This is a genomic window from Streptomyces sp. KPB2, assembly GCF_003950055.1.
In the GTDB taxonomy this organism is placed as follows: Bacteria; Actinomycetota; Actinomycetes; order Streptomycetales; family Streptomycetaceae; genus Streptomyces; species Streptomyces salinarius.
This window is the reverse complement of the sequence record NZ_CP034353.1, coordinates 4,309,146-4,333,831: the sequence shown is the minus strand read 5'-3', so window position 1 is coordinate 4,333,831 and position 24,686 is coordinate 4,309,146. Positions and strand designations below refer to the sequence as shown.

At 71.6% G+C, this 24,686-nt stretch carries 23 protein-coding genes and 4 tRNA genes; 13 read left to right on the top strand and 14 right to left on the bottom strand.

What is annotated here, in order from left to right; all coding sequences use genetic code 11:
• Positions 1 to 43: 43 nt before the first annotated feature.
• Positions 44 to 118 (top strand) — tRNA-Asp (locus D1J63_RS19355).
• Positions 119 to 455: 337 nt separating this feature from the next.
• Positions 456 to 650 carry a DUF6274 family protein gene (locus D1J63_RS37245; protein ID WP_125630286.1) on the top strand — a complete coding sequence of 65 codons (195 nt, stop codon included), beginning with the start codon at positions 456 to 458 and terminating at the stop codon, positions 648 to 650.
• A gap of 476 nt (positions 651 to 1,126) precedes the next feature.
• On the opposite strand, the gene bldC is transcribed toward D1J63_RS37245, so the two are convergent.
• Both bldC and D1J63_RS19340 read right to left on the bottom strand, forming a co-directional pair.
• Complete coding sequence (bldC, locus tag D1J63_RS19345; protein WP_003949541.1) at positions 1,127 to 1,333, bottom strand: developmental transcriptional regulator BldC; 207 nt, start codon at positions 1,331 to 1,333, stop codon at positions 1,127 to 1,129.
• A 569-nt stretch (positions 1,334 to 1,902) separates the two neighbouring features.
• Complete coding sequence (locus D1J63_RS19340) at positions 1,903 to 2,754, bottom strand: hypothetical protein (protein WP_102930090.1); 852 nt, start codon at positions 2,752 to 2,754, stop codon at positions 1,903 to 1,905.
• A 229-nt stretch (positions 2,755 to 2,983) separates the two neighbouring features.
• Here D1J63_RS19340 and D1J63_RS19335 point away from each other — a divergent pair, with 229 nt between their 5' ends.
• Positions 2,984 to 4,078, top strand: coding sequence for a Glu/Leu/Phe/Val dehydrogenase dimerization domain-containing protein (locus tag D1J63_RS19335; protein ID WP_061443796.1), 1,095 nt, complete (start codon positions 2,984 to 2,986; stop codon positions 4,076 to 4,078).
• A 320-nt stretch (positions 4,079 to 4,398) separates the two neighbouring features.
• Complete coding sequence (locus tag D1J63_RS19330) at positions 4,399 to 4,653, top strand: DUF3073 domain-containing protein (RefSeq protein ID WP_052843058.1); 255 nt, start codon at positions 4,399 to 4,401, stop codon at positions 4,651 to 4,653.
• A gap of 78 nt (positions 4,654 to 4,731) precedes the next feature.
• Here D1J63_RS19330 and purM read toward each other — a convergent pair whose 3' ends face one another.
• From purM to D1J63_RS19300, 6 genes are all read right to left on the bottom strand, one after another.
• Positions 4,732 to 5,799, bottom strand: coding sequence for a phosphoribosylformylglycinamidine cyclo-ligase (gene purM / locus D1J63_RS19325; RefSeq protein ID WP_102930091.1), 1,068 nt, complete (start codon positions 5,797 to 5,799; stop codon positions 4,732 to 4,734).
• A 51-nt stretch (positions 5,800 to 5,850) separates the two neighbouring features.
• Positions 5,851 to 7,377 (bottom strand): amidophosphoribosyltransferase, encoded by a 1,527-nt coding sequence (purF, locus tag D1J63_RS19320; RefSeq protein ID WP_102930092.1) that lies wholly within the window; start codon positions 7,375 to 7,377, stop codon positions 5,851 to 5,853.
• A gap of 62 nt (positions 7,378 to 7,439) precedes the next feature.
• A complete protein-coding gene (locus tag D1J63_RS19315) occupies positions 7,440 to 8,300 on the bottom strand; it encodes an META domain-containing protein (protein ID WP_125630284.1) in 861 nt (286 codons plus the stop codon).
• A gap of 53 nt (positions 8,301 to 8,353) precedes the next feature.
• The gene (locus D1J63_RS19310) at positions 8,354 to 9,151 is read right to left on the bottom strand and encodes a maleylpyruvate isomerase family mycothiol-dependent enzyme (protein WP_125630282.1); all 798 of its coding nucleotides are present in this window, start codon (positions 9,149 to 9,151) and stop codon (positions 8,354 to 8,356) included.
• Between the two features lie 9 nt (positions 9,152 to 9,160).
• Positions 9,161 to 9,997 carry a M23 family metallopeptidase gene (locus D1J63_RS19305; protein WP_125630280.1) on the bottom strand — a complete coding sequence of 279 codons (837 nt, stop codon included), beginning with the start codon at positions 9,995 to 9,997 and terminating at the stop codon, positions 9,161 to 9,163.
• 41 nt (positions 9,998 to 10,038) lie between these two features.
• Positions 10,039 to 10,521: a helix-turn-helix domain-containing protein gene (locus D1J63_RS19300; protein WP_125635596.1), complete on the bottom strand. Its 483-nt coding sequence runs from the start codon at positions 10,519 to 10,521 to the stop codon at positions 10,039 to 10,041.
• Between the two features lie 147 nt (positions 10,522 to 10,668).
• Here D1J63_RS19300 and D1J63_RS19295 point away from each other — a divergent pair, with 147 nt between their 5' ends.
• Complete coding sequence (locus D1J63_RS19295) at positions 10,669 to 11,253, top strand: Uma2 family endonuclease (RefSeq protein WP_125630278.1); 585 nt, start codon at positions 10,669 to 10,671, stop codon at positions 11,251 to 11,253.
• 54 nt (positions 11,254 to 11,307) lie between these two features.
• Here D1J63_RS19295 and purL read toward each other — a convergent pair whose 3' ends face one another.
• Genes purL through purS form a run of 3 tightly spaced genes read right to left on the bottom strand, consistent with a single transcriptional unit; the run spans position 11,308 to position 14,512 of the window.
• Positions 11,308 to 13,566 (bottom strand): phosphoribosylformylglycinamidine synthase subunit PurL, encoded by a 2,259-nt coding sequence (purL, locus tag D1J63_RS19290; protein ID WP_125630276.1) that lies wholly within the window; start codon positions 13,564 to 13,566, stop codon positions 11,308 to 11,310.
• A complete protein-coding gene (gene purQ, locus D1J63_RS19285) occupies positions 13,563 to 14,243 on the bottom strand; it encodes a phosphoribosylformylglycinamidine synthase subunit PurQ (RefSeq protein WP_003974894.1) in 681 nt (226 codons plus the stop codon). The genes purL and purQ overlap by 4 nt, the downstream gene beginning before the upstream one ends.
• Complete coding sequence (gene purS / locus D1J63_RS19280) at positions 14,240 to 14,512, bottom strand: phosphoribosylformylglycinamidine synthase subunit PurS (RefSeq protein WP_003974895.1); 273 nt, start codon at positions 14,510 to 14,512, stop codon at positions 14,240 to 14,242. The genes purQ and purS overlap by 4 nt, the downstream gene beginning before the upstream one ends.
• A 350-nt stretch (positions 14,513 to 14,862) precedes the next feature.
• Between purS and D1J63_RS19275 the strand changes: the two genes are divergently transcribed.
• The 8 genes from D1J63_RS19275 (at position 14,863) to D1J63_RS19240 (ending at position 19,526) form a co-directional block, all read left to right on the top strand.
• Positions 14,863 to 15,180, top strand: coding sequence for an Lsr2 family protein (locus D1J63_RS19275; protein WP_102932929.1), 318 nt, complete (start codon positions 14,863 to 14,865; stop codon positions 15,178 to 15,180).
• Between the two features lie 136 nt (positions 15,181 to 15,316).
• Positions 15,317 to 15,388: transfer RNA gene (locus D1J63_RS19270), tRNA-Gly, on the top strand.
• Between the two features lie 80 nt (positions 15,389 to 15,468).
• Positions 15,469 to 15,541 (top strand) — tRNA-Gly (locus D1J63_RS19265).
• 144 nt (positions 15,542 to 15,685) lie between these two features.
• Positions 15,686 to 16,657, top strand: coding sequence for an ABC transporter ATP-binding protein (locus D1J63_RS19260; protein ID WP_125630274.1), 972 nt, complete (start codon positions 15,686 to 15,688; stop codon positions 16,655 to 16,657).
• Positions 16,654 to 17,469, top strand: a complete 816-nt coding sequence (locus D1J63_RS19255; protein ID WP_125630272.1) for an ABC transporter permease — start codon at positions 16,654 to 16,656, stop codon at positions 17,467 to 17,469. The genes D1J63_RS19260 and D1J63_RS19255 overlap by 4 nt, the downstream gene beginning before the upstream one ends.
• A gap of 49 nt (positions 17,470 to 17,518) precedes the next feature.
• Positions 17,519 to 18,802 (top strand): histidine kinase, encoded by a 1,284-nt coding sequence (locus D1J63_RS19250; RefSeq protein WP_125630270.1) that lies wholly within the window; start codon positions 17,519 to 17,521, stop codon positions 18,800 to 18,802.
• Positions 18,799 to 19,413, top strand: a complete 615-nt coding sequence (locus D1J63_RS19245; RefSeq protein ID WP_164712888.1) for a response regulator transcription factor — start codon at positions 18,799 to 18,801, stop codon at positions 19,411 to 19,413. Before D1J63_RS19250 ends, D1J63_RS19245 begins: the two co-directional genes overlap by 4 nt.
• Before the next feature lie 37 nt (positions 19,414 to 19,450).
• Positions 19,451 to 19,526: transfer RNA gene (locus D1J63_RS19240), tRNA-Gly, on the top strand.
• A 72-nt stretch (positions 19,527 to 19,598) separates the two neighbouring features.
• Here D1J63_RS19240 and D1J63_RS19235 read toward each other — a convergent pair.
• From D1J63_RS19235 to D1J63_RS19225, 3 genes are all read right to left on the bottom strand, one after another.
• Positions 19,599 to 20,498, bottom strand: coding sequence for a phosphoribosylaminoimidazolesuccinocarboxamide synthase (locus D1J63_RS19235; RefSeq protein WP_125630268.1), 900 nt, complete (start codon positions 20,496 to 20,498; stop codon positions 19,599 to 19,601).
• Positions 20,499 to 20,610: 112 nt separating this feature from the next.
• The gene (locus tag D1J63_RS19230) at positions 20,611 to 22,110 is read right to left on the bottom strand and encodes a N,N-dimethylformamidase beta subunit family domain-containing protein (protein WP_125630266.1); all 1,500 of its coding nucleotides are present in this window, start codon (positions 22,108 to 22,110) and stop codon (positions 20,611 to 20,613) included.
• A gap of 240 nt (positions 22,111 to 22,350) precedes the next feature.
• Complete coding sequence (locus tag D1J63_RS19225; RefSeq protein WP_125630264.1) at positions 22,351 to 24,462, bottom strand: hypothetical protein; 2,112 nt, start codon at positions 24,460 to 24,462, stop codon at positions 22,351 to 22,353.
• Between the last annotated feature and the right edge of the window lie 224 nt (positions 24,463 to 24,686).

The following is a 24,686-nucleotide window of genomic DNA, read 5'->3' as shown; positions in this document are numbered from 1 at the left end:
GTCTCTTCTCGCAGCGCAACGCACAAGAAGCGCCGCGAAACCTGGTCCTGTGGAGCAGTTTGGAGTGCTCGCCACCCTGTCAAGGTGGAGGCCGCGGGTTCAAATCCCGTCAGGACCGCAACAGAGCCCCGCACCGAGTCATCGGTGCGGGGCTTCTTCGTGCGACTCCGCTCCCCTCCCTCCGCGAAGCGCTCGCCACCCTGTCGAGGCGGAGGCCGCGCCCGCGGCGCAGCCGCAATCGGGCACAGCAAATCCCGTCAGGACCGCAACAGAGCCCCGCACCGAGTCATCGGTGCGGGGCTTCTTCGTTGCTCCCCGGTTGCCCGGTGCCAACCGGAACCACCGGAACCCCCTCAGTGGCCCTCTGCGGCCCTCTCGCGGCCTTGACGGCGTCACATTCGCTCGGTACTCCAAAGACAGGGCACATCCCCCGTGTGGCCCCCTGGAGGTGGCGTATGGCGACATCGGTCAGGCACGAGACGCGGGCCCTGCTCCGCGCGCATCTGTCGGCCGCGTCGTCGTACGGTCACGTGACGCGCCACTGTCCGATCTGCCACCGGCTGTTGCGGCTGGCGCTGGACTCGCCGGGGCCACAGTCTCCTACGGCCCGTCAAGAGGGCGTCGAGGACGGGAGCGCGCCCACGGCGTGAACACCGCGGGCCCCAACACCCTTGCCCCGCAGAGCTCCTGGAGGCCACGCCTCCATTAGCGCACGGGCGCAGGACCCAACAACCACCGTGCCGTGTGACGGGTGTCACCGCATGAGTTTTTGAAAGGGCCGCACTTACGACTCCCCTACAACTGGTCAATTTAATATGTGCAATTGCACCGCCTTCGCAGTGCCCGCACAGCCGAACCGACACCCCTCCCCAGACTCCGACAAGCCCGCTCACAGAACCGGCCACCGGCCCGCCGCCCGGCACAGGACCGCACACCCACCCGGCCGGCACCCGCACCCGCACCCGCACCCGCACCCGGGCACAAAAAAAATCGCGCTGGACCCGGCGGAGTCCAGCGCGATCAACGACGCACCTCTGTTGGGGCAGGGACGGCGTCGCTTGGAGCTGTGGTTCCAGGCGCCTCGACAGGTTGGGGGACCCGCCGTTCTGCCCGGTTATTCAGTTGTTCAGGCCTCGCTGCGCTGCTGCGGAATGCCCGCGAGCAGGGCGCGGACCTCGGCTTCGCGGTAGCGGCGATGCCCGCCGAGCGTGCGGATCGACGTGAGCTTGCCGGCCTTCGCCCAGCGCGTGACCGTCTTCGGGTCGACGCGGAACATGGTGGCGACCTCAGCCGGGGTCAGCAGCGGCTCGGCATCAGGGGTGCGAGCGGTCATGAGCGGCCTCCTCGGGAGAACCGAACCTTCTCGGTTCATTCCTCTAAATTCTGCACCTTGACCCGCGTTGCCCGAAATGGCGGACGCGAGTCGAGTCGGTTATAGGACGAACGGCTTGTCCTCGGCACTACAACTACACCATCTGTCCAGCCGCGTCGGCCAAACCGATGGAATTGCCCTCCCAGGTGTTCATCAGCGACGGAAGCCGATGGACTATGCCATAGCGGACAGTCACGCCTCTGTGACGATCAGTCACAGGACGATCAGGGGTCACCAGACCTGACACCAGACCCCCCAAAGCGTGCAATGCTGAGATTCCGCCCACAGTGCACCACAGCAGGACGGAAGGAGCCCTCCCCGAGCTCCTTGTCCTATTTTGGCACGAGGAGGGGGAAGCGGCGCAAGAGTGATGTACGTGCGGTCCGTCACGCTTGACGCATACGCCCGGATCGGGACCTACGTCCTTTGTCGGCAAGGAATCAGCCCACACCGAACAGGTGTCGGAGCGGAAGACGAAACCCCACATCGGGCGGTACGTCAAACGTCAGTTCGCGGACCGGCCCCCACCGTCAGTTCGCGGACCGCCGGTCCCGGACCGCCCGCCAGCGCTCCACCAGCCGCCCGTAGGCCGCGCCGGCGGTGGCCCCGTCGCCGTGCCGCAGCGCCTCGATCCCCTCGGCCACGTCCGCCGCGGAGTGGTCCGCCTCCAACTCCCCGGCGGGCAGGGCGTGCACCAGGCCGCCGTAGTCCAACTCGACCAGGGAACGCGGGTGGAACTCCTCCAGCCAGCGCCCCACGTCCACCAGCCCGTCGATGAGCGGCCCCTCGTCCACGGCCTCCCGCAGGGCCCGCAGCCCCCGGGCCACCCGCCGGCGGGCCTGCACCATCGGGGTGCGGTAGCGCAGCACCGGCGCGCTCGCCCCCTCGCCGTCGCCGCCCTCGTCGTACTCCCGCTCCGCGTCGGAGACCAGCACGAACCAGTTGATCGGCACCTGCCAGGTGGCCGTGCGGATCCAGGGCCGGGCATCCGGGTTGCGCCGCAGCCAGCGCTCGTAGTCCTGCGCGCTCTGGCGGCGCACGACCGGGGGGATCAGGGCGTCCAGGACCGGCTCCGGGAAGTCCTCGGCCAGCTCCCCCAGGGCCTGCCAGCCGCGCAGCCGGGTCCGCCAGGGGCAGACGCAGACCACGCCGTCCACCTCCGCCACGAAGGCGTCCGCGCTCTCGTGCACCGGCACCGCCACGGGCGGCGTGGGCAGCAGGTCGGCCAGCGAGCGGCGCAGCTCGTCCTGGTAGGAGGGCCGGTCGGAGCGGCGGGCGTAGCGGGTCCAGTGGGCGCGTTCCTCGTCGGGGAAGGCCGCCAGCGGCTCGTACACGCGCAGGTACGCCGCGTACGGCACGATCAGCGAGGACACCTTGGGCACGCCTGCTCCCTCCCCCGCGCACCGACGCGAAAACCTGCGGAAAGCCGTGGAAACGGATCACAAACGCGCGAGAATCTCTGCAAATCGTCGCACGCCCGTACTCCGTGCGGAGGTGATCCTGAGCACTGTGCGGCGGGCGGGCACCCCCAGGCTCTAATCTCGTGCCACAGTCCCCGCCACCCGCACGGGGACTGCCGTCCACCGCCGTACCTACACAGGAGTCACCACCGTGACCGACGTAACCGGCGCACCTGCTGATGTACTGCACACCCTGTTCCACTCGGACCAGGGGGGTCATGAGCAAGTCGTGCTCTGCCAGGACCGTGCCAGCGGTCTCAAGGCCGTCATCGCCATCCACTCCACCGACCTGGGCCCCGCGCTCGGCGGTACCCGCTTCTACCCGTACGCGAACGAGGCGGAGGCCGTCGCCGACGCGCTGAACCTCGCCCGCGGGATGTCGTACAAGAACGCCATGGCCGGTCTCGACCACGGCGGCGGCAAGGCCGTGATCATCGGTGATCCGGAGCAGATCAAGAGCGAGGAGCTGCTTCTCGCCTACGGCCGGTTCGTCGCCTCGCTCGGCGGCCGCTACGTCACCGCCTGCGACGTCGGCACCTATGTGGCCGACATGGACGTCGTGGCGCGCGAGTGCCGGTGGACGACCGGGCGCTCCCCCGAGAACGGCGGCGCGGGCGACTCCTCCGTCCTCACCTCCTTCGGCGTCTACCAGGGCATGCGGGCCGCCGCCCAGCACCTGTGGGGCGACCCGACGCTGCGCGACCGCACCGTCGGCATCGCGGGCGTCGGCAAGGTCGGCCACCACCTGGTCGAACACCTGCTCGCCGAGGGTGCGCACGTGGTCGTGACCGACGTGCGCAAGGACGTCGTACGGGCCCTGACCGAGCGGCACCCGTCGGTGGTCGCCGTCGCCGACACGGACGCGCTGATCCGGGTGGAGAACCTGGACATCTACGCGCCCTGCGCACTCGGCGGCGCGCTGAACGACGAGACCGTGCCGGTGCTGACCGCCAAGGTGGTGTGCGGCGCGGCCAACAACCAGCTCGCGCACCCGGGCGTCGAGAAGGACCTGGCCGACCGCGGCATCCTCTACGCGCCGGACTACGTGGTGAACGCCGGCGGCGTCATCCAGGTCGCCGACGAGCTGCACGGCTTCGACTTCGACCGGTGCAAGGCGAAGGCCTCGAAGATCTACGACACCACGCTGGCCATATTCGCACGTGCGAAGGAGGACGGTATTCCGCCGGCCGCCGCGGCCGACCGGATCGCCGAGCAGCGGATGGCGGAGGCACGCGCCCGCCGCTGACCCGGCCGCCGTAGGCGCCGGCCCGGCCCGGTCCGCGCAGGTTTGACGGGTACCCGTCGGGGGGCAGTTCGAGAGAACTCTCACTTATCCCGGCGGGTCGACCGCCGAAAGGTGGTTAAAATCGCGGTTGACCAGCGAGGACGGGGCGCCTCGACGGTCCTGGGCAGGGCCACGTGCTGCGGGCGACGTACCGTATGGGCGTGGGCTCAGGTACCGTGGAAGCCCTACGGACCGGTCTCTCTGCGGAGAGCCCGTTCCGGACCATGAACGCGTGTCAAGACTCTGGGGCCGTCGAGCCCCGTCGTTGAGGGGGTCGAGCCATGGGGCGCGGCCGGGCCAAGGCCAAGCAGACGAAGGTCGCCCGCCAGCTGAAGTACAACAGCGGTGGGACTGATCTCTCCCGCCTGGCCGAGGAGCTGGGCGCATCGCCGTCGAATGCACAACCGCCTAACGGCGGCCCATTCGAGGACGATGAGCAGGATGACGACGTGTACGCAAAGTACGCCGACCTCTATGAGGACGACGACGAGGACGAGGACGGCCAGTCCCCGTCTCAACAGCGACGCGGCGCTTGACCTCGCACTGAACACCTTCCCGGTCGGTGACCTCTGTCACCGACCGGGTTCTGTGCTACCCGCATCACCCGCGGTGCCTCAGGCGGCGTAGTCGCCCACGAGCTCGGCGCCCGTCGTGTGCTCGCCCCGGTCGGTGATCTCGCCGGCCACCCAGGCGTCCACACCGCGGTCGGCGAGGGCCGTCAGGGCCACGTCCGTCGACTCCTCGGGCACGATCGCGATCATGCCCACGCCCATGTTGAGGGTCTTCTCCAGCTCCAGGCGCTCCACCTTGCCGGTCCGGCCGACGAGGTCGAAGATCGCGCCCGGGGTCCAGGTGGACCGGTCGACCACGGCGTGCAGGCCGTCGGGGATCACGCGGGCCAGGTTGGCCGCGAGCCCGCCGCCGGTGACGTGGCTGAAGGCGTGGACCTCGGCGGTGCGCATGAGGGCCAGGCAGTCCAGGGAGTAGATCTTGGTCGGCTCCAGCAGCTCCTCGCCCAGGGTGCGGCCGAGACCGTCCAGGTGGGCGTCGAGCGCGAGGCCGCCCTCGTTCAGCAGGACGTGACGGACCAGCGAGTACCCGTTCGAGTGAAGCCCGGAGGACGCCATGGCGATCACCGCGTCACCCGTACGGATGCGATCCGGGCCGAGCAGCCGGTCGGCCTCCACGACGCCCGTACCGGCGCCGGCGACGTCGAAGTCGTCCGCGCCCAGCAGGCCGGGGTGTTCGGCCGTCTCGCCGCCCACCAGGGCGCATCCCGCCAGCACACAGCCTTCGGCGATGCCCTTGACGATCGCGGCGACGCGCTCGGGGTGGACCTTGCCGACGCAGATGTAGTCGGTCATGAACAGCGGCTCGGCGCCGCAGACCACGATGTCGTCCATGACCATGGCGACCAGGTCGTGGCCGATGGTGTCGTAGACGCCCAGCTGCCGGGCGATGTCGACCTTGGTGCCGACCCCGTCGGTGGCGGAGGCGAGCAGCGGGCGCTCGTAGTTCTTGAGGGCGGAGGCGTCGAAGAGGCCGGCGAAGCCGCCGAGGCCCCCGAGGACCTCGGGACGCCGCGTCTTCTTGACCCATTCCTTCATGAGCTCGACGGCGCGGTCGCCCGCCTCGATGTCGACTCCGGCGGCTGCGTAGCTGGCACCAGTTGTGTCAGGCATGACGATGAGAACCTTCGTGTCGTACGGCGGTAGTACCAGGGAGGCGGACGGCTACGGGCGACGGATGGCGTCGGCGGCGGCCGTACCGGCGGGCCCGGCGGCCAGCTCGGTCTCCAGGAGCTGCTTGCCGAGCAGCTCGGGGTCGGGGAGCTCCATCGGGTACTCGCCGTCGAAGCAGGCGCGGCACAGGTTCGGCTTGGCGATGGTGGTCGCCTCGATCATGCCGTCGATGGAGATGTACGCCAGGGAGTCGGCGCCCATCGAGGTGCCGATCTCCTCGACGCTCATGCCGTTGGCGATGAGCTCGGCGCGGGTGGCGAAGTCGATGCCGAAGAAGCAGGGCCACTTCACGGGCGGGGACGAGATCCGGATGTGGATCTCGGCGGCGCCGGCCTCGCGGAGCATGCGGACCAGGGCCCGCTGGGTGTTGCCGCGGACGATGGAGTCGTCGACGACGACCAGCCGCTTGCCCTTGATGACTTCCTTCAGCGGGTTCAGCTTGAGGCGGATGCCGAGCTGGCGGATGGTCTGCGAGGGCTGGATGAAGGTGCGGCCCACATAGGCGTTCTTCACCAGGCCGTTGCCGAAGGGGATGCCGGAGGCCTCGGCGTACCCGATCGCGGCGGGGGTGCCGGATTCCGGGGTCGCTATGACGAGGTCGGCCTCCGCGGGGGCCTCCTTCGCCAGCCTGCGGCCCATCTCGACGCGCGAGAGGTAGACGTTGCGGCCGGCGATGTCGGTGTCCGGGCGGGCCAGGTACACGTACTCGAAGACACAGCCCTTGGGCTTCGCTTCCGCGAATCGCGACGTTCGCAGGCCATTCTCGTCGATGGCGACGAACTCGCCGGGCTCGATCTCCCGGACGAAGCTGGCACCGCAGATGTCGAGGGCGGCGGACTCGGACGCGACCACCCAGCCGCGCTCGAGCCGGCCCAGGACCAGCGGGCGGATGCCCTGCGGGTCGCGGGCGGCGTAGAGGGTGTGCTCGTCCATGAAGACGAGGGAGAAGGCGCCGCGGACCTGGGGCAGCACCTTGCCGGCCGCCTCCTCGACGGTCAGCGGCTTGCCGTCGTCGTCGACCTGGCCCGCGAGCAGCGCGGTGATCAGGTCCGTGTCGTTGGTCGCCGCGACCCGGGTGGAGCGGCCGTCCTGCTTGGGCAGGTCGGCGACCAGGCCGGCGAGCTGGGCGGTGTTGACGAGGTTGCCGTTGTGCCCGAGCGCGATGGAGCCCTGCGCGGTGGCACGGAACGTCGGCTGGGCGTTCTCCCACACGGAGGCACCGGTGGTCGAGTAGCGGGCGTGACCGACCGCGATGTGACCCTGGAGCGAACCGAGCGAGGTCTCGTCGAAGACCTGGGACACCAGGCCCATGTCCTTGAAGACGAGGATCTGGGAGCCGTTGCTGACCGCGATTCCCGCGGATTCCTGGCCCCGATGCTGGAGGGCGTACAGCCCGAAGTACGTGAGCTTTGCGACCTCTTCGCCCGGAGCCCAGACACCGAAGACGCCGCAAGCGTCCTGGGGGCCCTTCTCGCCGGGAAGCAGATCGTGATTGAGTCGACCGTCACCACGTGGCACGCCTCCGAGTGTAGGCGAGGTCGACCACTGGTCCGAATTGGGGACAGAGTGTCAGCAGTGGATCACTGCTCGGCGACGGCCCGCACCGTGGTGCCGTCTTCGCTGGTCAGCGTGAGAGTTTCATGATCGATCCGATAGTCGACCTTGCCGTCGAAGAGGCCGAGGAGCCGCTTCTCGGCGTCCATGAGTGAGCCTTCGCACATCATTCGGGTCGTGGACGGGGCGCCGAGCACGATCCGCCCGTCGCCGACGGTGGCCCCGGCGCTGACGCGGTTGCAGGGGAGACGTCCGGAGACGGTCTTCGCGTCCCGGTCGAAGGTGAGGCGCGCGCGGCCCTCGTCGCCCTGCTGCCCCGGGGCGTCGACGACCCACTCCGTCCCGTACAGGGACGCGTCCTCGGAGCGGCTGAGCCGGACGGTGTCGCCGTCGGCGGTGGTGAGGGTGAGCCGCTCGCCCCCGCCCTCCGTGGTGAGCGGTCCGGTGGTGAGGGCGCGGCCGAGGGACTTCTCGAAGTCGGCGGGGACCTTGTCGCAGGCCTTCTCGGTGAACATGGCGTCGCTGAGCCGGACGCGCTCTCCCTCGCCCCCGTCCTCGACGGCGGCACGGGCGCTGAAGCTGTTGCAGCCGGTGCTGCCCGCGGCCTCGCCGCCGTCGTCGATGCGTACGTGTGCGGCTTCCGGCGCCCGGTGGGTGGTGCCGTCGACGGTGACGCTGTCGATGCTCCACCGCACACCGGTGACCCGCTGCCCGCCGGCGCCCACGGAACCGCTGCCGGTGTCGTCGGCCGCCTTCTCGCTGCCGCAGGCCGCGGCGAGCGGGACGAGCGCGGCGACGGCGGCCACGGTGAGGGTCGTGCCGCGCTGCGGCTTCTTCCCGGCCTCGTGCTTCGCGTGCTTCCTGTTCTGCCTGCTCTGCCTGTACATGCCGATTCGACGGAGCGAGGGAAGTTCCGGTTCCGCCCGGCTCGGTTCCTCCCTCAGCGCAGCAGCGGCAGCAGGGCGCCGAGGTCGGCCCGCTCCCCGCTCGCGCTCACTTTCGCCCCGTCCAGGGCGTCCGTCCAGGCCAGCCGTCCGGTGGCCAGCCGGATCCAGGTCAGCGGGTCGGTCTCGACGACGTTGGGCGGGGTGCCCCGGGTGTGCCGGGGACCTTCGACGCACTGCACGACCGCGTACGGCGGGATCCGCACCTCCGTCGAACCGCCGGGCGCCTTCACGGCGAGCGCGTCGGCCAGCAGCCGGGTCGCGGCGGCGAGCGCCTGCCGGTCGTACGGGACGTCGAGGCCGGGTATCGCGGCGTTCAGGTCGTCGGTGTGCACGACCAGCTCGACGGTGCGCGTGACGACGTAGTCGGCCAGCGGCAGGGCGCCCGCGCTGGTCGGGAGCAGCCTGCTGCCGGGCCGGGTGTCGAGCAGCTCGGTGAAGCGCCGCTCGGCCTCGGCGAGGTGGGCGTCGCGGTCGGGGTGCTCGCCGGCGAGCCGACGGGCGGTCGCGGCGATGGCGTCCGCGTCGGCGGCGATGGCGAACGGCCAGTCGAGCAGCCGCCCGTCCTGCCGCGGGGGCTCCGCCTCACCCAGCAGCCGGTCCACGGCGGCCAGCGCCGTCCCCACGTGCGCGACCAGCTCCCGCACGGTCCAGTCCCCCAGCCGGGTGGGCAGCGCGAGCTGCTCCGGCGTGAGGGTGCGGACGGCCGCCCGTACGTTGCCGAACTGGGCGAGTACGGCGGCGCGGGTGCGGACGGGATCGTAGGCGCGGGGGCGTTTCCTGGCGGGCGGCATGCGGTGAGCCTATGCGGGCGTCGCGGTCGGCGAGGGCGACTCGAGCACCTCTCCGTTGCGCGGGACGCCGATGCCGGTCCAGGTGAAGGGCAGGCCCCGCGCCGTGTCCGGGTCGGGGCCGTCCATCAGCTGGAAGTGGACGTGCGGCTCGGTGGAGTTGCCGGTGTTGCCGCACCGGGCGAGGACCTGGCCGGCGCGGACGCGGTCGCCCTCGCGGACGGTGAAGGAACCTCGCCGCACATGGGCGTACAGGGCGTGGGTGCCGTCGCCGAGGTCGAGGACCAGGTGGTTGCCGACGATGCGGCGGACGCCCGCCAGCTCGCGCACCGAGCCCTCGACGAGCATCAGGTACAGCAGCGCGGGCAGCGAGGTGCGGGCCAGGTGGTCGCGCTGGCCGTCGTCGGCCCGTACGACCGTGCCGTCGGCCACCGCGAGGAGCGGGGCGCCGAACGCCGGGAAGGCGCGGGGGCTCCGGGCGAGCGGCCACAGGGCGCGGAAGCCGGGGCGGGCGCCGGGCTCCGGCTCGGCGACGAGGTCGATGGCGAAGGTCTGGCCGTAGGCGTGGACGCCGTGGCTCGGGGTGCGGTCGGCCGGGCTGTTCAGCGCGGACCAGCGGCCGGTGACGGGCGGGGCGACCTCGACGGGGACGCGGGACCTGCCGGGCGCGTCGGGGGCGCCGCCGTTCCAGCGGTTGACCACGGTGATCAGGGCGTAGGCGAGGACCAGCGGCAGGAAGACGCCCCACCACGGATACCCCGGGTCGAAGAGGACGCCGGTGACCACCAGGACCAGGAAGGCGAGCTGCAGCACCCGGAACATGATCATGGCGAGCTTGCGTGCGGACATCGTTCGTTCCCCCTTGCCGGTGTGGGACCCGAGGGTCCCGGTCAGTTCCGCGCGGTCGACAGCGCCACCAGCAGCGGTACGACCCGCCCCGGCGGCACCTCGTGGCGGCCCCGGCCGGTGGCGTGCAGCCAGCCGGCGCCGGTGAGCTGGCGCAGGTGGTGGTAGATCTGGCCGGTCGTGCCCATCCCGTCCAGCTCCGCCAGCTCGGCGGCGGTGCGCCGGCCGCCGAGCACCTCCCGCAGCAGCCGCAGCCGCACGGGATGCCCGAGGGCCGCGAACACCTCGGCGGACTCGGCCCAGTCGGCGTCCAGCACCCCTTCGGTGAGCGTGCCGTGCTGCCACTCGTACCGCTCCCCGGCCGGCAGGCGCACGGAGCCGGTGAACAGGACCCCGCCGGCCTCCGCCCCCAACTCGGCGAGCTGCGCCTTCAGGCCCTCCAGGGCCCAGAAGTCGCCCTCCTCGGGCCCGGGGGCGGGCCGGTCGGCGGCCTCCAGCGCGGCGAGGCGCCGTTCGAGGTCGGCCACGCGGTGTTCGAGTTGCTCCACGGGTACGATATTACGTAGCAACGTAATTCTTGCAAGCGTCACTCGTACGTGTGTCTGGTCGCGAAAGGCGGCCCGGGAGGACCCCGGCCCTGGAAACACTGGTCCGCGCCTGGAAGGAGGTGCAACATGACGGTTATGGCCGAGCACACGTCTCAGATGTCGGTGGACGAGTTCGAAACGATCGCGTCCGCCGCTCCCGAGACCGTCACGTTGGAGTTCATTGACGGACGGATCGGGGTCAAGCCGGTGACGGACGGGGACCACAACAGCATCGTGTCCTGGCTGGCCAAGCGCTGTATGCAGTCGCGGCCGGACCTGGACCTGTACCAAACGCAGGGGCTACGGGTCGATGCGTACCGGCAGAGCCGGGCACGGCCGGACGCCGTTCTCGCTCCCGAGGCCCACTTCGCGGGACACGGCGAATGGGCCGAACCGGACGGCGCCCTTATGGTCGTCGAGGTCACGTCGTACGACTCGGACACGGACCGGCGTGACCGGCACGAGAAGCCTGCCGCGTACGGGCAGGCGGGGATTCCCGTGTACCTGCTGATCGACCGGGACACTTGCACGGTGACGGTACACAGCCGCCCGAACCGACGAGTCGGTGGCTATCGCGACATCCGCCTCACGGATTTCGGCGAGACAGTGGTCCTCCCCGACCCGATCGGCATCGAACTCGACACGGAGATCCTCAAGAACTACATCCGCTGAAGCGACGAGGTCCCGCCCGGACAGCCGGACGGGACCTCGAACCGCACAGATCCGCTACGCGAGCACCGCCGGGATCGTGCGCTCGTGGACCTCGCGCAGCTCGCTCAGGGAGAGCGTGAACTTGCCCTGGACCTCCAGCGCATCCCCGTCCACCACGCCGATGCGGGTGACCGGCAGGCCGCGGGCGCCGCACATGTCGTTGAAGCGGACCTCCTCCGAGCGCGGGACGGCGACGACCGCGCGGCCCGCCGACTCCGAAAAGAGGAAGGTGAAGGCGTCGAGCCCGTCCGGCACGATCAGACGCGCGCCCTTGCCGCCCAGCAGCGCCGACTCGACGACCGCCTGGACCAGACCGCCGTCGGACAGGTCGTGCGCGGAGTCGATCATGCCGTCGCGGGAGGCGGAGATCAGGATCTCGCCCAGCAGGCGCTCGCGCTCCAGGTCGACCTTCGGGGGCAGGCCGCCGAGGTGGTCGTGGACCACCTGGGACCAGGCCGAGCCGCCGAACTCCTCACGCGTGTCGCCCAGCAGGTACAGCAGCTGGCCGTCCTCCTGGAAGGCGACCGGCGTGCGGCGGGCCACGTCGTCGATGACGCCGAGGACCGCGACCACCGGGGTCGGGTGGATGGCGGCCTCGCCCGTCTGGTTGTAGAGCGAGACGTTGCCGCCGGTCACCGGGGTGCCGAGCTGGAGGCAGCCGTCGGCCAGGCCGCGCACGGCCTCCGCGAACTGCCACATGACCGCCGGGTCCTCCGGGGAGCCGAAGTTCAGGCAGTCGGAGACCGCGAGGGGCTTCGCGCCGGTCGTCGCCACGTTGCGGTAGGCCTCCGCCAGCGCCAGCTGCGCGCCCGTGTACGGGTCGAGCTTGGCGTAGCGGCCGTTGCCGTCGGTGGCGATGGCGACGCCGAGGCCGGACTCCTCGTCCACGCGGATCATGCCCGAGTCCTCGGGCTGGGCGAGGACGGTGTTGCCCTGCACGAAGTGGTCGTACTGCTGGGTGATCCACTGCTTGGACGCCTGGTTGGGCGAGCCGACCAGCTTGAGGACCTGGTCCTTCAGCTCGTCGGACGTCTGCGGCCGGGGCAGCTTGTTCGCGTCGTCGGCCTGGAGGGCGTCCTGCCAGTCGGGACGGGCGTACGGGCGCTCGTAGACCGGGCCCTCGTGCGCGACCGTGCGCGGGTCGACGTCGACGATCTTGCCGCCGTGCCAGAAGATTTCGAGGCGGTCGCCGTCCGTGACCTCACCGATCACCGTGGCGATGACGTCCCACTTCTCGCAGATCTCCAGGAAGCGGTCGACCTTGCCGGGCTCGACCACCGCGCACATGCGTTCCTGCGACTCGCTCATGAGGATTTCCTCGGGCGAGAGAGTCGAGTCGCGCAGCGGGACGTCGTCCAGGGTGACGCGCATGCCGCCGGAGCCGTTCGACGCCAGTTCGCTGGTCGCGCAGGACAGGCCCGCCGCTCCCAGGTCCTGGATGCCGACGACCAGCTTCTCGGCGAAGGCCTCCAGGGTGCACTCGATGAGGAGCTTCTCCTGGAAGGGGTCGCCGACCTGGACGGCGGGGCGCTTCGACGGCTTGGCGTCGTCGAAGGTCTCGCTCGCCAGGATCGACGCGCCGCCGATGCCGTCGCCGCCGGTGCGGGCGCCGTACAGGATGACCTTGTTGCCCGCGCCGGACGCCTTCGCGAGGTGGATGTCCTCGTGCCGCATGACGCCGATCGCACCCGCGTTGACCAGCGGGTTGCCCTGGTAGCAGGCGTCGAAGACGACCTCGCCGCCGATGTTGGGCAGGCCCAGGCAGTTGCCGTAGCCGCCGATGCCGGCGACGACGCCCGGCAGGACGCGCTTGGTGTCGGGGTGGTCGGCGGCGCCGAAGCGCAGGGGGTCCACGACGGCGACCGGCCGCGCGCCCATCGCGATGATGTCGCGGACGATGCCGCCGACGCCGGTCGCGGCGCCCTGGTAGGGCTCCACGTACGACGGGTGGTTGTGCGACTCGACCTTGAAGGTGACCGCGTAGCCCTGGCCGACGTCCACGACACCGGCGTTCTCGCCGATGCCGACGAGCATCGCGTCGGACTGGGGGGCCTTCTCGCCGAACTGGCGCAGGTGCACCTTGCTGCTCTTGTACGAGCAGTGCTCGGACCACATCACCGAGTACATGGCCAGCTCCGCGCCGGTGGGGCGGCGGCCGAGGATCTCCACGACCCTCTCGTACTCGTCCTTCTTCAGGCCCAGCTCGGCCCAGGGCAGCTCGACGTCGGGGGTCGCGGCCGCGTGCTCGACCGTGTCCAGAGGCGTCCGGCTCATGCGTTGACCAGCTTCTTGAGGATCGAGGTGAAGAACGGCAGGCCGTCGGTACGGCCCGTACCGATCAGCGACTCCACGGCGTGCTCGGGGTGCGGCATGAGGCCGACGACGTTCCCGGCGGCGTTGGTGATGCCGGCGATGTCGTTGAGCGAGCCGTTGGGGTTCATGTCCAGGTAGCGGAAGGCCACCCGCCCCTCGGCCTCCAGCTCGTCCAGCGTGCGCCGGTCGGCGACGTAGCGGCCGTCCATGTTCTTCAGCGGGATGTGGATCTCCTGGCCGGCGGTGTAGTCGCTGGTCCAGGAGGTGTCCGCGTTCTCCACCCGCAGCTTCTGGTCGCGGCAGATGAAGTGCAGGTGGTCGTTGCCCAGCATGCCGCCCGGCAGCAGGTGGGCCTCGGTGAGGATCTGGAAGCCGTTGCAGATGCCCAGCACCGGCAGACCGGCCTTCGCCTGGTCGATGACGGTGTCCATCACCGGCGAGAAGCGCGCGATGGCGCCGGCGCGCAGATAATCGCCGTACGAGAATCCGCCGCACAGCACCACGGCGTCGACCTGCTTGAGGTCCTTGTCCTTGTGCCAGAGGGCGACGGGTTCGGCGCCGGCGACACGGATCGCGCGCTGCGTGTCCCGGTCGTCGAGGCTGCCGGGGAAAGTGACGACGCCAATACGAGCGGTCACTTCGCGGCCCCCGCGACCACGTCTTCGGACTCGACCTTGACGGTGAAGTCCTCGATCACGGTGTTGGCGAGGAAGGATTCCGCAAGATCATGGATGCGGGCGAGGGCGGCGTCGTCGACCGGCCCGTCCACTTCCAGTTCGAATCGCTTTCCCTGACGGACGTCCGAGATCCCTTCGAAACCCAGTCGCGGCAGTGCGCGCTGCACCGCCTGGCCCTGGGGGTCGAGGATCTCCGGCTTGAGCATGACGTCGACTACGACGCGTGCCACTGGCACTCCCGGTGTGTGGTGCTGAGCAGGTTCCTTCAGACTACCCGTACAAAATTTCTACGCGCGTAGCCTTGGAGGAAACTACGTGAGCCCAGTCACGATTCGGCATCGGGAGGGGGCGGTCTCGAAAAGCTTCGGGAAAGATCCGGGATCGAGCACGGACACCTATTGCCCGGCAGACACGCGGGCAGATTTAGTCGGTCTTCCCATTGCAATGCCGAGCACTGTACAAATGAAATGTCATTAGCCGATACTTTGCCCAATTACAGGCGAACAGTCGGCATCATCGCGGCGTCTTGGCACGTTCGGGCACGTCATCGCGGAGATGCCGCACGAAGGGACCGATATTCGTGGCGCAGCGTGTCGTGGTCACTCTCTTTGACGACATCGACGGCTCGGAAGCGGCGGAGACGATCGCCTTCGGAGTCGACGGCCGGACGTACGAGATCGACCTGAACGAAGCCAATGCCCGGAAACTGCGCAAGGCGCTCGAGCCGTACGTCTCGGCCGGCCGCAAGCGCTCCCGGTCCGGCAAGGCCTACCGGCAGACGGAGGTCGCCCCCGACCCGGCGGCGGTCCGCGCCTGGGCCCAGGCGAACAAGATGGACGTGCCCGCGCGGGGCCGGATCCCGAAGAGGGTGTACGAGGCGTTCGCCGCGGCGCAGTGAGCCGCCCCCGGTCAGGAGTGGCCGACGGCCGCTCAGCCGCCCCTCGCGGCAACCGACTTGCGCGGCACCCCGGGTGATCAGCTAAAGTCTGGAGCACGCCGAGGGGCAAGGCCGAAAGGCCCAGCTCACGGAACACGCGGGTGTAGTTCAGTAGTAGAACATCCCCCTTCCAGGGGGAAGGCGCAGTGTGCAATTCCTGTCACCCGCTCTGCATCGCCGTACCGGCCACTCGATTGGATCAGGTAGGCTGGTGCTCGCACCGATCGGTGAAGGCCGTTCGGGAGCAATGCGGACGTAGCTCAGTTGGTAGAGCGCAACCTTGCCAAGGTTGAGGTCGCGAGTTCGAGCCTCGTCGTCCGCTCGGGAATCAGACCCCGGTCCTCCAGGACCGGGGTCTTTTCGTGCGTCCGGCTCCGGTGTCCTGCGGGCCGGGTCTGACATTTGTCATGTTCGGTGATGACGGCTCGCACTGTCGTGCCGCCCGGGGCGCCGGAATCCTTGAGGCATGCAAACCAACGGACACGAGCACGTGATTGAGGTCACCGACCTGCGACGTGTGTACGGGGGCGGGTTCGAGGCCGTGCGCGGGATCGACTTCTCCGTGCGCCGCGGCGAGGTCTTCGCCCTGCTGGGCACCAACGGCGCAGGCAAGACGTCGACGGTCGAACTGCTGGAAGGACTCGCCGCGCCGGCCGGCGGGCGGGTGCGCGTCCTCGGGCACGACCCGTACACCGAGCGGGCCGCCGTACGCCCCCGCACCGGGGTCATGCTCCAGGAGGGCGGCTTCCCCTCCGAGCTGACGGTCGCCGAGACGGCGCGGATGTGGGCGGGGTGCGTGAGCGGCGCCCGGCCCCCGGCGGAGGTGCTGGCGCTGGTCGGTCTGGAGGCGAAGGCGGGAACCCGCGTCAAGCAGCTGTCCGGGGGTCAGCGGCGCCGCCTGGACCTGGCGCTCGCCCTGCTCGGCGACCCCGAGGTGCTCTTCCTCGACGAGCCCAGCACCGGCCTGGACGCCGAAGGCCGCCGGGACACCTGGGAGTTGGTGAGCGGGCTGCGCGACGCCGGTACGACGGTGCTGCTGACCACGCACTATCTGGAGGAGGCCGAGAACCTCGCCGACCGGCTCGCGATCATGCACGAGGGCCGGATCGCCGCCACCGGCACCCCGGACGAGGTGACCGCCGCGCAGCCGTCCCACATCTCCTTCGAACTGCCCGACGGGTACTTCGTGGGCGACCTGCCGCCACTGGCCGAACTGGGCGTGAGCGACCACGAGACCGACGGCCGCATGGTGAAGCTGCGCACCCGGGAACTCCAGCGCGCGGCCACCGGACTGCTGGTCTGGGCCGGCCGGGCCGGGGTGGAACTGCGCCGCCTCGACGTGCGCTCGGCGTCCCTGGAGGAGGCCTTCCTCAGCATCGCCAAGGAGGTGTCCGCGAGGGCGGGCGACCCCACGACGGAGAAGGAGTACGCGGCATGAGCGCCACCGACGCACCGGCCCGCGCGAAGGGCCCCGCCCGCACGGCGGCCACCACGCCGATGAGCCGCATGGCCGCCCTCGCCCGCGCCGAGATGATCCTGCTCGGACGGAACAAGGGCACCGTCTTCGCCGCGCTGTTCGTCCCGTTCGTGCTGCCGTTCAGCGTGCGGGCTGGGGCCGAGGAGATGGACCTCGCCGGGGCCGGACTGACCCTCGGCACCCTCGTGCTGCCCGCCGCGATCGGCTTCTCGCTGCTGTTCGCCGTCTACTCGGCCCTGGTCGGCGTCTTCGTCGTCCGGCGCGAGGAACTCGTCCTCAAGCGGCTGCGCACCGGCGAGCTGCGGGACGTGGAGATCCTCGGCGGCTCCGCCCTGCCGGCCGTACTCGGCGGGCTGGTGCAGTCCCTGCTGCTCGCGGTGGGCTGCGCCGTCCTCCTCGACCTGTCCGCGCCGTCGGCGCCCCACCTGGCCGTCGTCGGCCTGCTGCTGGGCCTGGTGCTGTGCGCCGCGCTCGCCGCGGTCACCGCGAGCTTCACCAGGACCGGTGAGAGCGCGCAGGTCACACCGCTGCCGATCATGTTCGTCTCGATGGCCGGCTCCGGGCTGTTCTTCCCGCTGGACCTGCTCCCCGACCGGCTGGCCTCCGTGTGTGAGCTGCTGCCGCTGACGCCCGTGATCACCCTGGTGCGCGGCGGCTGGACCGGCGACCTGTCGGCCGGTGAGGCGCTGGGCGCGGTGGCGACGGCGGTGGCCTGGACCGTGCTCGCGGTGTTTGCTGTACGGCGGCGGTTCCGGTGGGAGCCGCGGCACTGACGTACAGGGACGTGCGAGGGCGTACGAGGTGAGCGGGAGCGGCGGACGGATGCGCAGGCCGGGCGGATGGTGGCGGACCAAGAGCACGCCGGAGAAGGTGGAGACGTACACGAGGTGGTCGTTCCACTTCTTCGGGGTCATCGAGGTGTTCGCGCTCGGGGTGAGCGCCTACGGCCGGACCGGCGCCGGACTCGCCACCGTGCTGTGCCTGCTGGTCGTCGCGCACGCCGCCGTCTGCATGCTCGTCTCGTCCCGGGCGCTGGACTGGACGCGCGGCCGGCGCCCCCAGCCCGTGCGGCTGATGTGGACGCTCGTGGTCGTCTCCGCCGTGGTCTCGACCACCGCCGTCGTGATCGCCGAGCGCGGACCCGCCGGTGAGGTGGAGACCGCGGCGGGCTCCGTCTACGGCGGCGTCCTGTGCTTCGCCGCCGGCGTCATCACGCTCGGGGTCAGCGGCAGGCGGCGCATGGTCGCCGTCGTCGGCGGCTTCGCGGTGGGCGCGGGGCTCCTGACGTTCCCGCTGGAGATGCCCGTCCTCGCGTCGGTCGTGCTGGCCGGCCTGGTGATGGTGACCGGCGGGTTCCTCGCCATCACCTCGATCTTCTCCCTCTGGCTGCTCAACGCCGTCTACGCGCTCGACGACGCCAAGGAGACCCGGGCCAGGCTCGCCGTCGCCGAGGAACGGCTGCGGTTCGGCCGGGACCTGCACGACGTGATGGGGCGGAACCTGGCGGTGATCGCGCTCAAGAGCGAGCTGGCCGTCCAACTGTCCCGGCGGGGCAGGCCCGAGGCGGTGGAGCAGATGATCGAGGTGCAGCGCATCGCCCAGGAGTCGCAGCGCGAGGTCCGGGACGTCGTACGCGGCTACCGGGAGGCCGCCCTGGAGGTCGAGCTGGCCGGCGCCCGGGGCGTCCTGACGGCGGCCGGCATCACGGCGCAGGTCACCGGCGAGACGGCCGGCCTGCCCGCCGAGGTGCAGTCGGCGCTCGGCTGGGTGGTGCGGGAGGCGACCACGAACGTGCTGCGGCACGGGGACGCGAAGAAGGTCGCCGTGACGGTGCGGATGTCGGGAGGGCGGGTAGTGCTGACGGTGGAGAACGACGGCGTGGCGGAGACGACGGGGGACGGCCCCTCGGCCGAAACGGCCGGCACGGCCGGCACGGCCCATACGGGCGGCTCGGGCGGCTCCGGGCTCGCGGGGCTGCGGGAGCGGCTCTCCGCGGTGGACGGGACGCTGGAGGCGGGGCCCGCCGGCCGGGGGGTCTTCCGGCTGACGGCCGCGGTGCCGCTGCCGGACGCCACGGCGGGCGCCGCGCTGGAGGTCGCCTCGTGACGACGACCGTGCGGGTCCTGCTCGCCGACGACGAACACCTCATCCGCGGGGCCCTGGCGGCCCTGCTGTCCCTGGAGGACGACCTCGTCGTCGTCGCCGAGGCGGCCACCGGTCCCGAGGCGCTGGCGATGGCGCGGGCGCACGCGCCGGACGTCGCCGTACTGGACCTCCAGATGCCCGGCGCCGACGGTGTGAAGGTCGCCACATCGCTGCGGGCCGAGCTGCCCGCCTGCAAGGTGCTGATCGTGACCAGCCACGGACGCCCCGGGCACCTGAAGCGGGCGCTCGCGGCAGGGGTGCGCGGGTTCGTCCCCAAGACGGTCAGCGCCCAGCGGCTCGCCGAGCTGATCCGCACGGTGCACGCCGGAAACCGTTACGTCGACCCGGAGTTGGCCGCCGACGCGATCTCCGCCGGGGACTCACCGCTGACCGCCCGCGAGACGGAAGTACTGGAGCACGCCGCCGACGGGGCGCCCGTCTCGGAGATCGCCGAGCGCGCCGCGCTCGCCGAGGGGACCGTACGGAACTACCTGTCGTCGGCCGCGAGCAAGCTCGGCGCGGAGAACCGGCACACGGCGGTGCGGCTCGCGAGGGAGCGGGGTTGGGTATAGTGGCTGTCGCGCCAGGGAGAAATCCCCGGCACGCAGTGCGAACGTAGCTCAGTTGGTAGAGCGCAACCTTGCCAAGGTTGAGGTCGCGAGTTCGAACCTCGTCGTTCGCTCCAGACGAGAAGCCCCCGGTTCCGGCCGGGGGCTTCTTCGTGTGCGGCCTCTGCGGCCTGTCGCGGTCTCTGCCGCTACGACCAGCTCTGGCCGGTCAGCAGCTCGTACGCCTCCACGTACTTGGCGCGGGTGGCGTCCACGACCTGCTGCGGCAGCGGCGGCGGGGGCTGCTCGCTCTTGCGGTCCCAGCCGGACTCGGCCGAGGTCAGCCAGTCCCGCACGAACTGCTTGTCGTACGACGGCTGCGCGCGGCCCGGCTGCCACCGGTCGGCCGGCCAGAAGCGGGAGGAGTCCGGGGTGAGGACCTCGTCGGCGAGGACCAGGTCGTCCCCGTCGAAGCCGAACTCGAACTTGGTGTCCGCGAGGACGATGCCGCGCTCGCGGGCGATGTCCCGGGCGCGGGAGTAGACGGCGAGGGTGGCCTGGCGCAGGGCGGCGGCGGTTTCCGCGCCGACCTGGCGGGCTACCTCCTCGTAGGAGACGTTCTCGTCGTGCTCGCCGACCTCGGCCTTGGTGGCCGGGGTGAAGATCGGGGCGGGCAGCTCGGAGCCGTCGACGAGGCCCTCGGGGAGGGCGAGGCCGCAGACGGTGCGGGACTCGTCGTACTCCGCCAGGCCCGAGCCGGTGAGGTAGCCGCGGGCCACGCACTCCACGGGCACCATCCGCAGCGACTTGCAGACCAGGGCGCGGCCCTCCCAGTCGGCGGGGGCGCCGGGGGGCAGCTCGGTGCTCAGGACGTGGTTGGGCGCCAGGTCGGCGAGCTGCTCGAACCACCACAGCGAGAGCTGGGTGAGGACCCGGCCCTTGTCGGGGATCTCGGTCGGCAGCACCCAGTCGTAGGCGGAGATGCGGTCGCTGGCGACCATCACGAGGTCGCCCGCCTCGTTCCGGTACAGCTCGCGCACCTTGCCGGTGTGCAGATGCACCAGGCCCGGAACCTGGATCGGCTCGGGCTTTTCAACGAATCCGGACACGGTTCCTCCCCGTGGTTCTGAACAATACGTCGATTGTCCCGTACGTCGCGGGGAGGGCGACCGGCGGGGAGGGTGCCGGGCAGGCGGCGGGGGTGGGCTCGGGGGCGCGGGCTCAGTCGCGCTTGCAGATGCGGTCCAGGAGGTTGGCGGTGGCGCGCTGGATCCGGGGGTCGACGTGGCCGGGGCGGTCCAGGGCCGGCGACCAGGCGAACGTGCCGGACGCGAAGACCCAGGCACCCGACGGGGCCCGGTACAGCGACGTCTCCTGGTGGCGCCGGACGCCGTCCACGTCGGTGTACGGGGAGTGGGCGAGCAGGACCCGCTCGTCGTGCTCGGGCAGCGCGGTGCGCGGGAAGTAGCGGTCGGCCTCGCCCGCCACCAGGTCCTCGATCTCGTCGCCCTCGTGGGCTCCGGTTGCCTCCCAGAGCCAGTGACCGGCGTTGCGGACGATCATCGGATGCGGTTCGGGGACGCGGCCGGCGTACTGGATGCCGAGCAGCTGCTGCTCGGGGCGGTCGATCTCCCGCCACAGCGCGGGCCGGCCGGGCCCCTTGCGTTTGCGGCAGGTCAGCAGGCGGTCGGGGACACCGGACGGGGAGGGCGCCAGCTCCACCTGCCAGTACATGGTGTTGGCGGACAGGAAGACCAGCGATGTCCCCCGGTCGCGGGCCAGCTCCGCGGTGCGGCGCATGGCGGCGGACCAGTACTCGTCGTGGCCCGGGAAGACCAGGCCCCGGTAGCGGGCCGGGTCGACGCGGCCGGAGTGCAGGTCGCGGGCGTCGGCGTAGGCGACGTCGTAGCCGTAGCGCTCGGCGAAGCGGATGAAGTCGTAGGCGTGGCCCACGTGGAGGGGGAGGCCGGCCCCCGCGTACGGGCGGTCGAAGGAGACGGTCGTCGCGGCGTCCGCCTCGCCGAGCAGGCGGCCCTCCTCGTCCCAGGCGTGGTAGAGGCTGGCGCCGGTACGGCCGTCCTCCGGGTAGAGGTTGTACGCCTGCCAGGTGACGTCCGGCAGGAGGAGCAGCAGGTCGGCCGGGTGGTCGTCGCGGACCGTGAAGGGGACGTGGGAGCGGTAGCCGTCGGCGGTGGTGAGGACCGCCACGTACGCGCCGATGTTCCAGTACGTGGGGATCTGAAGCCGCCAGGACAGCCACCAGTGGTGGCAGGAGACCGTGCGGTCGGCGGTGAGCGGCGCGGGCTGGACGATGCCGGACAGACGGGGGCTGTTGGTGATCTTGGCGGCGCCGTCACCGCCGTAGTGGCCGATCCGGTAGATGTCGACGCCGAACTCCTGGGGCGGGTCGACGGTGACGTGGAAGTCGATGGCCTCGCCGGGGGCGACGGCTCCCGTCGCGGTGAAGCCCTTGATCTGGCGGCGGACGTCGTCGGCGGCGCGGGGGCCGCCGCCGGAGTCGGCACGGGTGCGGGTGCCGACGTCGGTGCCGGTATCGGTACCGGTGCGGTCCTGGTCCGCGTACCAGGCGACCACCTGGCCGGTGTCGCCGAAGTACGTCTCGCCGCCGCGCAGCCAGGGGACCGGCCCCTGTCCGAAGGGGTCCGTCACGGCGTGCGCGAGTGCTCCCGACTCCCAGCGGCGGATCTGCTCGGGCCCCATGGGACAGTCCCCTCCCTCGTGCCCCCGTGGTCGTGCGTATGACGAACGCCTTTGCCATGTGCGCGATCGGTCCCAGCACATCACATTTCGCACGCGTGCGGTCACTGTTCGTCGCGAAGTGGCCGAAAGTGGAATGACGCCGTCCGATTCCTCCGTGCCGCACCCGCCCGCGGCACGCGCGACGTGGGGCGGCGGGGGGCGTGGCGGTCCGGGCAGTGGGCGGTGTGGGCGGTACGGGCGTCAGACCAGTCGTACCGGCTTCTCCGGGCGTATGCCGAGCTCGGTCATCCAGGCGCGCAGCGGACCCGGGTCACCCGTCTCGACGAGGCTGAGCACGCTGGGCGCCAGGTCGGCGGTGCGGGCGCCGTCGAGCAGGAGCGCCGGCCCGTCGAGCCAGTCGAGGCCGGGGGCCGCGCCGACGGTGTCCATCGCCGCGCAGCACACCATCGCCGTGATGTGCGCGGTGAGGATCTCGCGCCCGGTGCGCGGGGGCTGCAACGGCAGGAGGGGAAGCGCACGGTCGTCCCAGAGGGCGGCGTCGGGCCCCGTCCCGGCGCCCGGACCCGGGGGCGAGGAGGGGACCCCGGCCCCGACGGGCCGCTCCCGCGCCTCCTCACGGGCCAGCTGCGCACTGAGCCCGGCGGCCAGGGCGGCCCCCCGCGCCGTGGTGCCGGCGAGGTCGTCGTCGTCCTCGTCGTCGGCGGGGGTGCCGCGGTGGTCGGCGCGGGGCGGAGGCGGGGTGGCGTGGTCGCCGTGCGGGGTGGCGTGGTCGCCGTGCGAGGGGCGCGGGGCGGCGTGGTCGCCGTGCGGGGCGGCGTGGTCGCCGTGCGGGGCCTGCCCGTCGCCGGAGGCGTCCGGGGCGCCGCGCCTGGCAACGGGGCCGGCGAGATCGTCCAAGTCGTCGGCCGGGGCGTCGTGGTCGGCGTATGCCGGATGCGGGGTGGCGTGGTCGGCGTGCGGTGCATGCGTGTCGGCGGGTGTGGTGCCGGTCGCGGGGTGTGTCCCGGAGGCCGGGTCCGCGTCGGCGGCTGTGGGAGGGGCGAGGGCGGGAGCGGGGTCCGGGGTGGTGAGGTGGTCCAGGACGCGGGCCAGGGTCGGGCCGTCCGTGCCCGGTGCGGTGCCCGCGCCGGTGCGGCGGACGCCCAGGGTGTCGAGCACCCGGTGCAGCCGGGCCGCGTCCGTACGCCAGGACCGGTCGACGACCTCCTCGGGATAGTCCTCCCAGCCGACCGGCGACCAGTCCGGGCGGGTCTCGGCCGGCCCTCCGTGGAAGAGGCGCGCGGCCAGCAGCGAGACCGCCTCGTCCACCACCCCGGGCTCCTCCAGCAGGTCACAGGCCGGGCGCTCGCCCAGGCGGGAGGCGAAGCCCTCGGCCAGACGGTCCCGGCGCGACAGCTCCGTGAGGGCGGCGACGACTCCCACGTCCAGCCGGGAGGGCCAGCGGCCCATCCGCCAGGCGGGCAGCGCCACCCGGGTCAGCAGCCGGTCCCAGCCCGCGTAGGCGAGCCCCACCTGCTCCTGCGCGACGATCCGCAGACCGTAGTCCACAGCCTGTGCACGCTCGGCGGCCGCGGCCGCGACCCCGCGCTCCATCTCGGTCGCGTGCCGCCGACAGCTGCGCAGCAGGAGCCGGGAGACCCAGCCGAGGCCCGCGCACGCCGCCCGGGACAGCGGATCGCGGCGGCCCGCAGAGGCCACCGCCACGGCGGCGTCCAGCCCTCGTATGAAGCGCCGGGCCGCGGCTATGTCGGGGTGCGCCGAAGGCCCCGTACCGGCGACCACCGGGGCGAGGACGGCGCGCAGCTCGCCCACCCGCATCCACCACAGGAACGGTGAGCCGATGACCAGAACGGGCGCCGCGACGGCACTCCGGCGGCGGGCGGGGTCGCCGAGGCCGGGCAGGCCGTCGTCGTCCCTGTCCACGGGCGGGGGGCCGTGGAGCGGATGGGTGCGGTCCTCCAGCCAGCTGTCGCAGTCCGGGGTGAGCGCTATCGCCGAGGGGGCGGGGACGTCGAGCCGGTCGGCCAGGTCACGCACCATCCGGTAGAGCTCGGGCGCCGACTCCTCGGGGACCGTGACCGTGGGGGTCATGGCGGGCTCGGCGCGGGCCACGACCAGGGCGACTCCGGCGGCGGCCAGCAGGACGAGCAGCGCGAGCACGGACACCACCCAGCGGAGGACGTCCCAGCCTCCGCCCACGAGGTGCCCGGTGGATCCGCCGACGAGGAGGATCACGGCCGCGGCGGCGGGCAACAGGGCCACGGCCAGCGCGCGGCTGCGGACCCGCAGCACCGCAAGCGCCCGGGTACGCGCGGCCAGCGCGCCCATCTCCACACCACCGAAAGCGGTCACGGCCGGACCTCACCCCCTCATCGCTGTCCTGTCTGCCCTGTACCTGCCGACCCGTCCTGCTGCACTACTGCTCTCCTGCTCGCCCTGGTCTTCCTGCTCTTCGGGTTCTGCTCACTCCACCCACTGTGGCACCCGGCACTGACATCGCAATGCCGGTGGGCCAAGTGCCGGAACGCCTGCGCGGCACCATAGTTGGGGGCCCCGCGCCCGTCAGCCGTATGGCC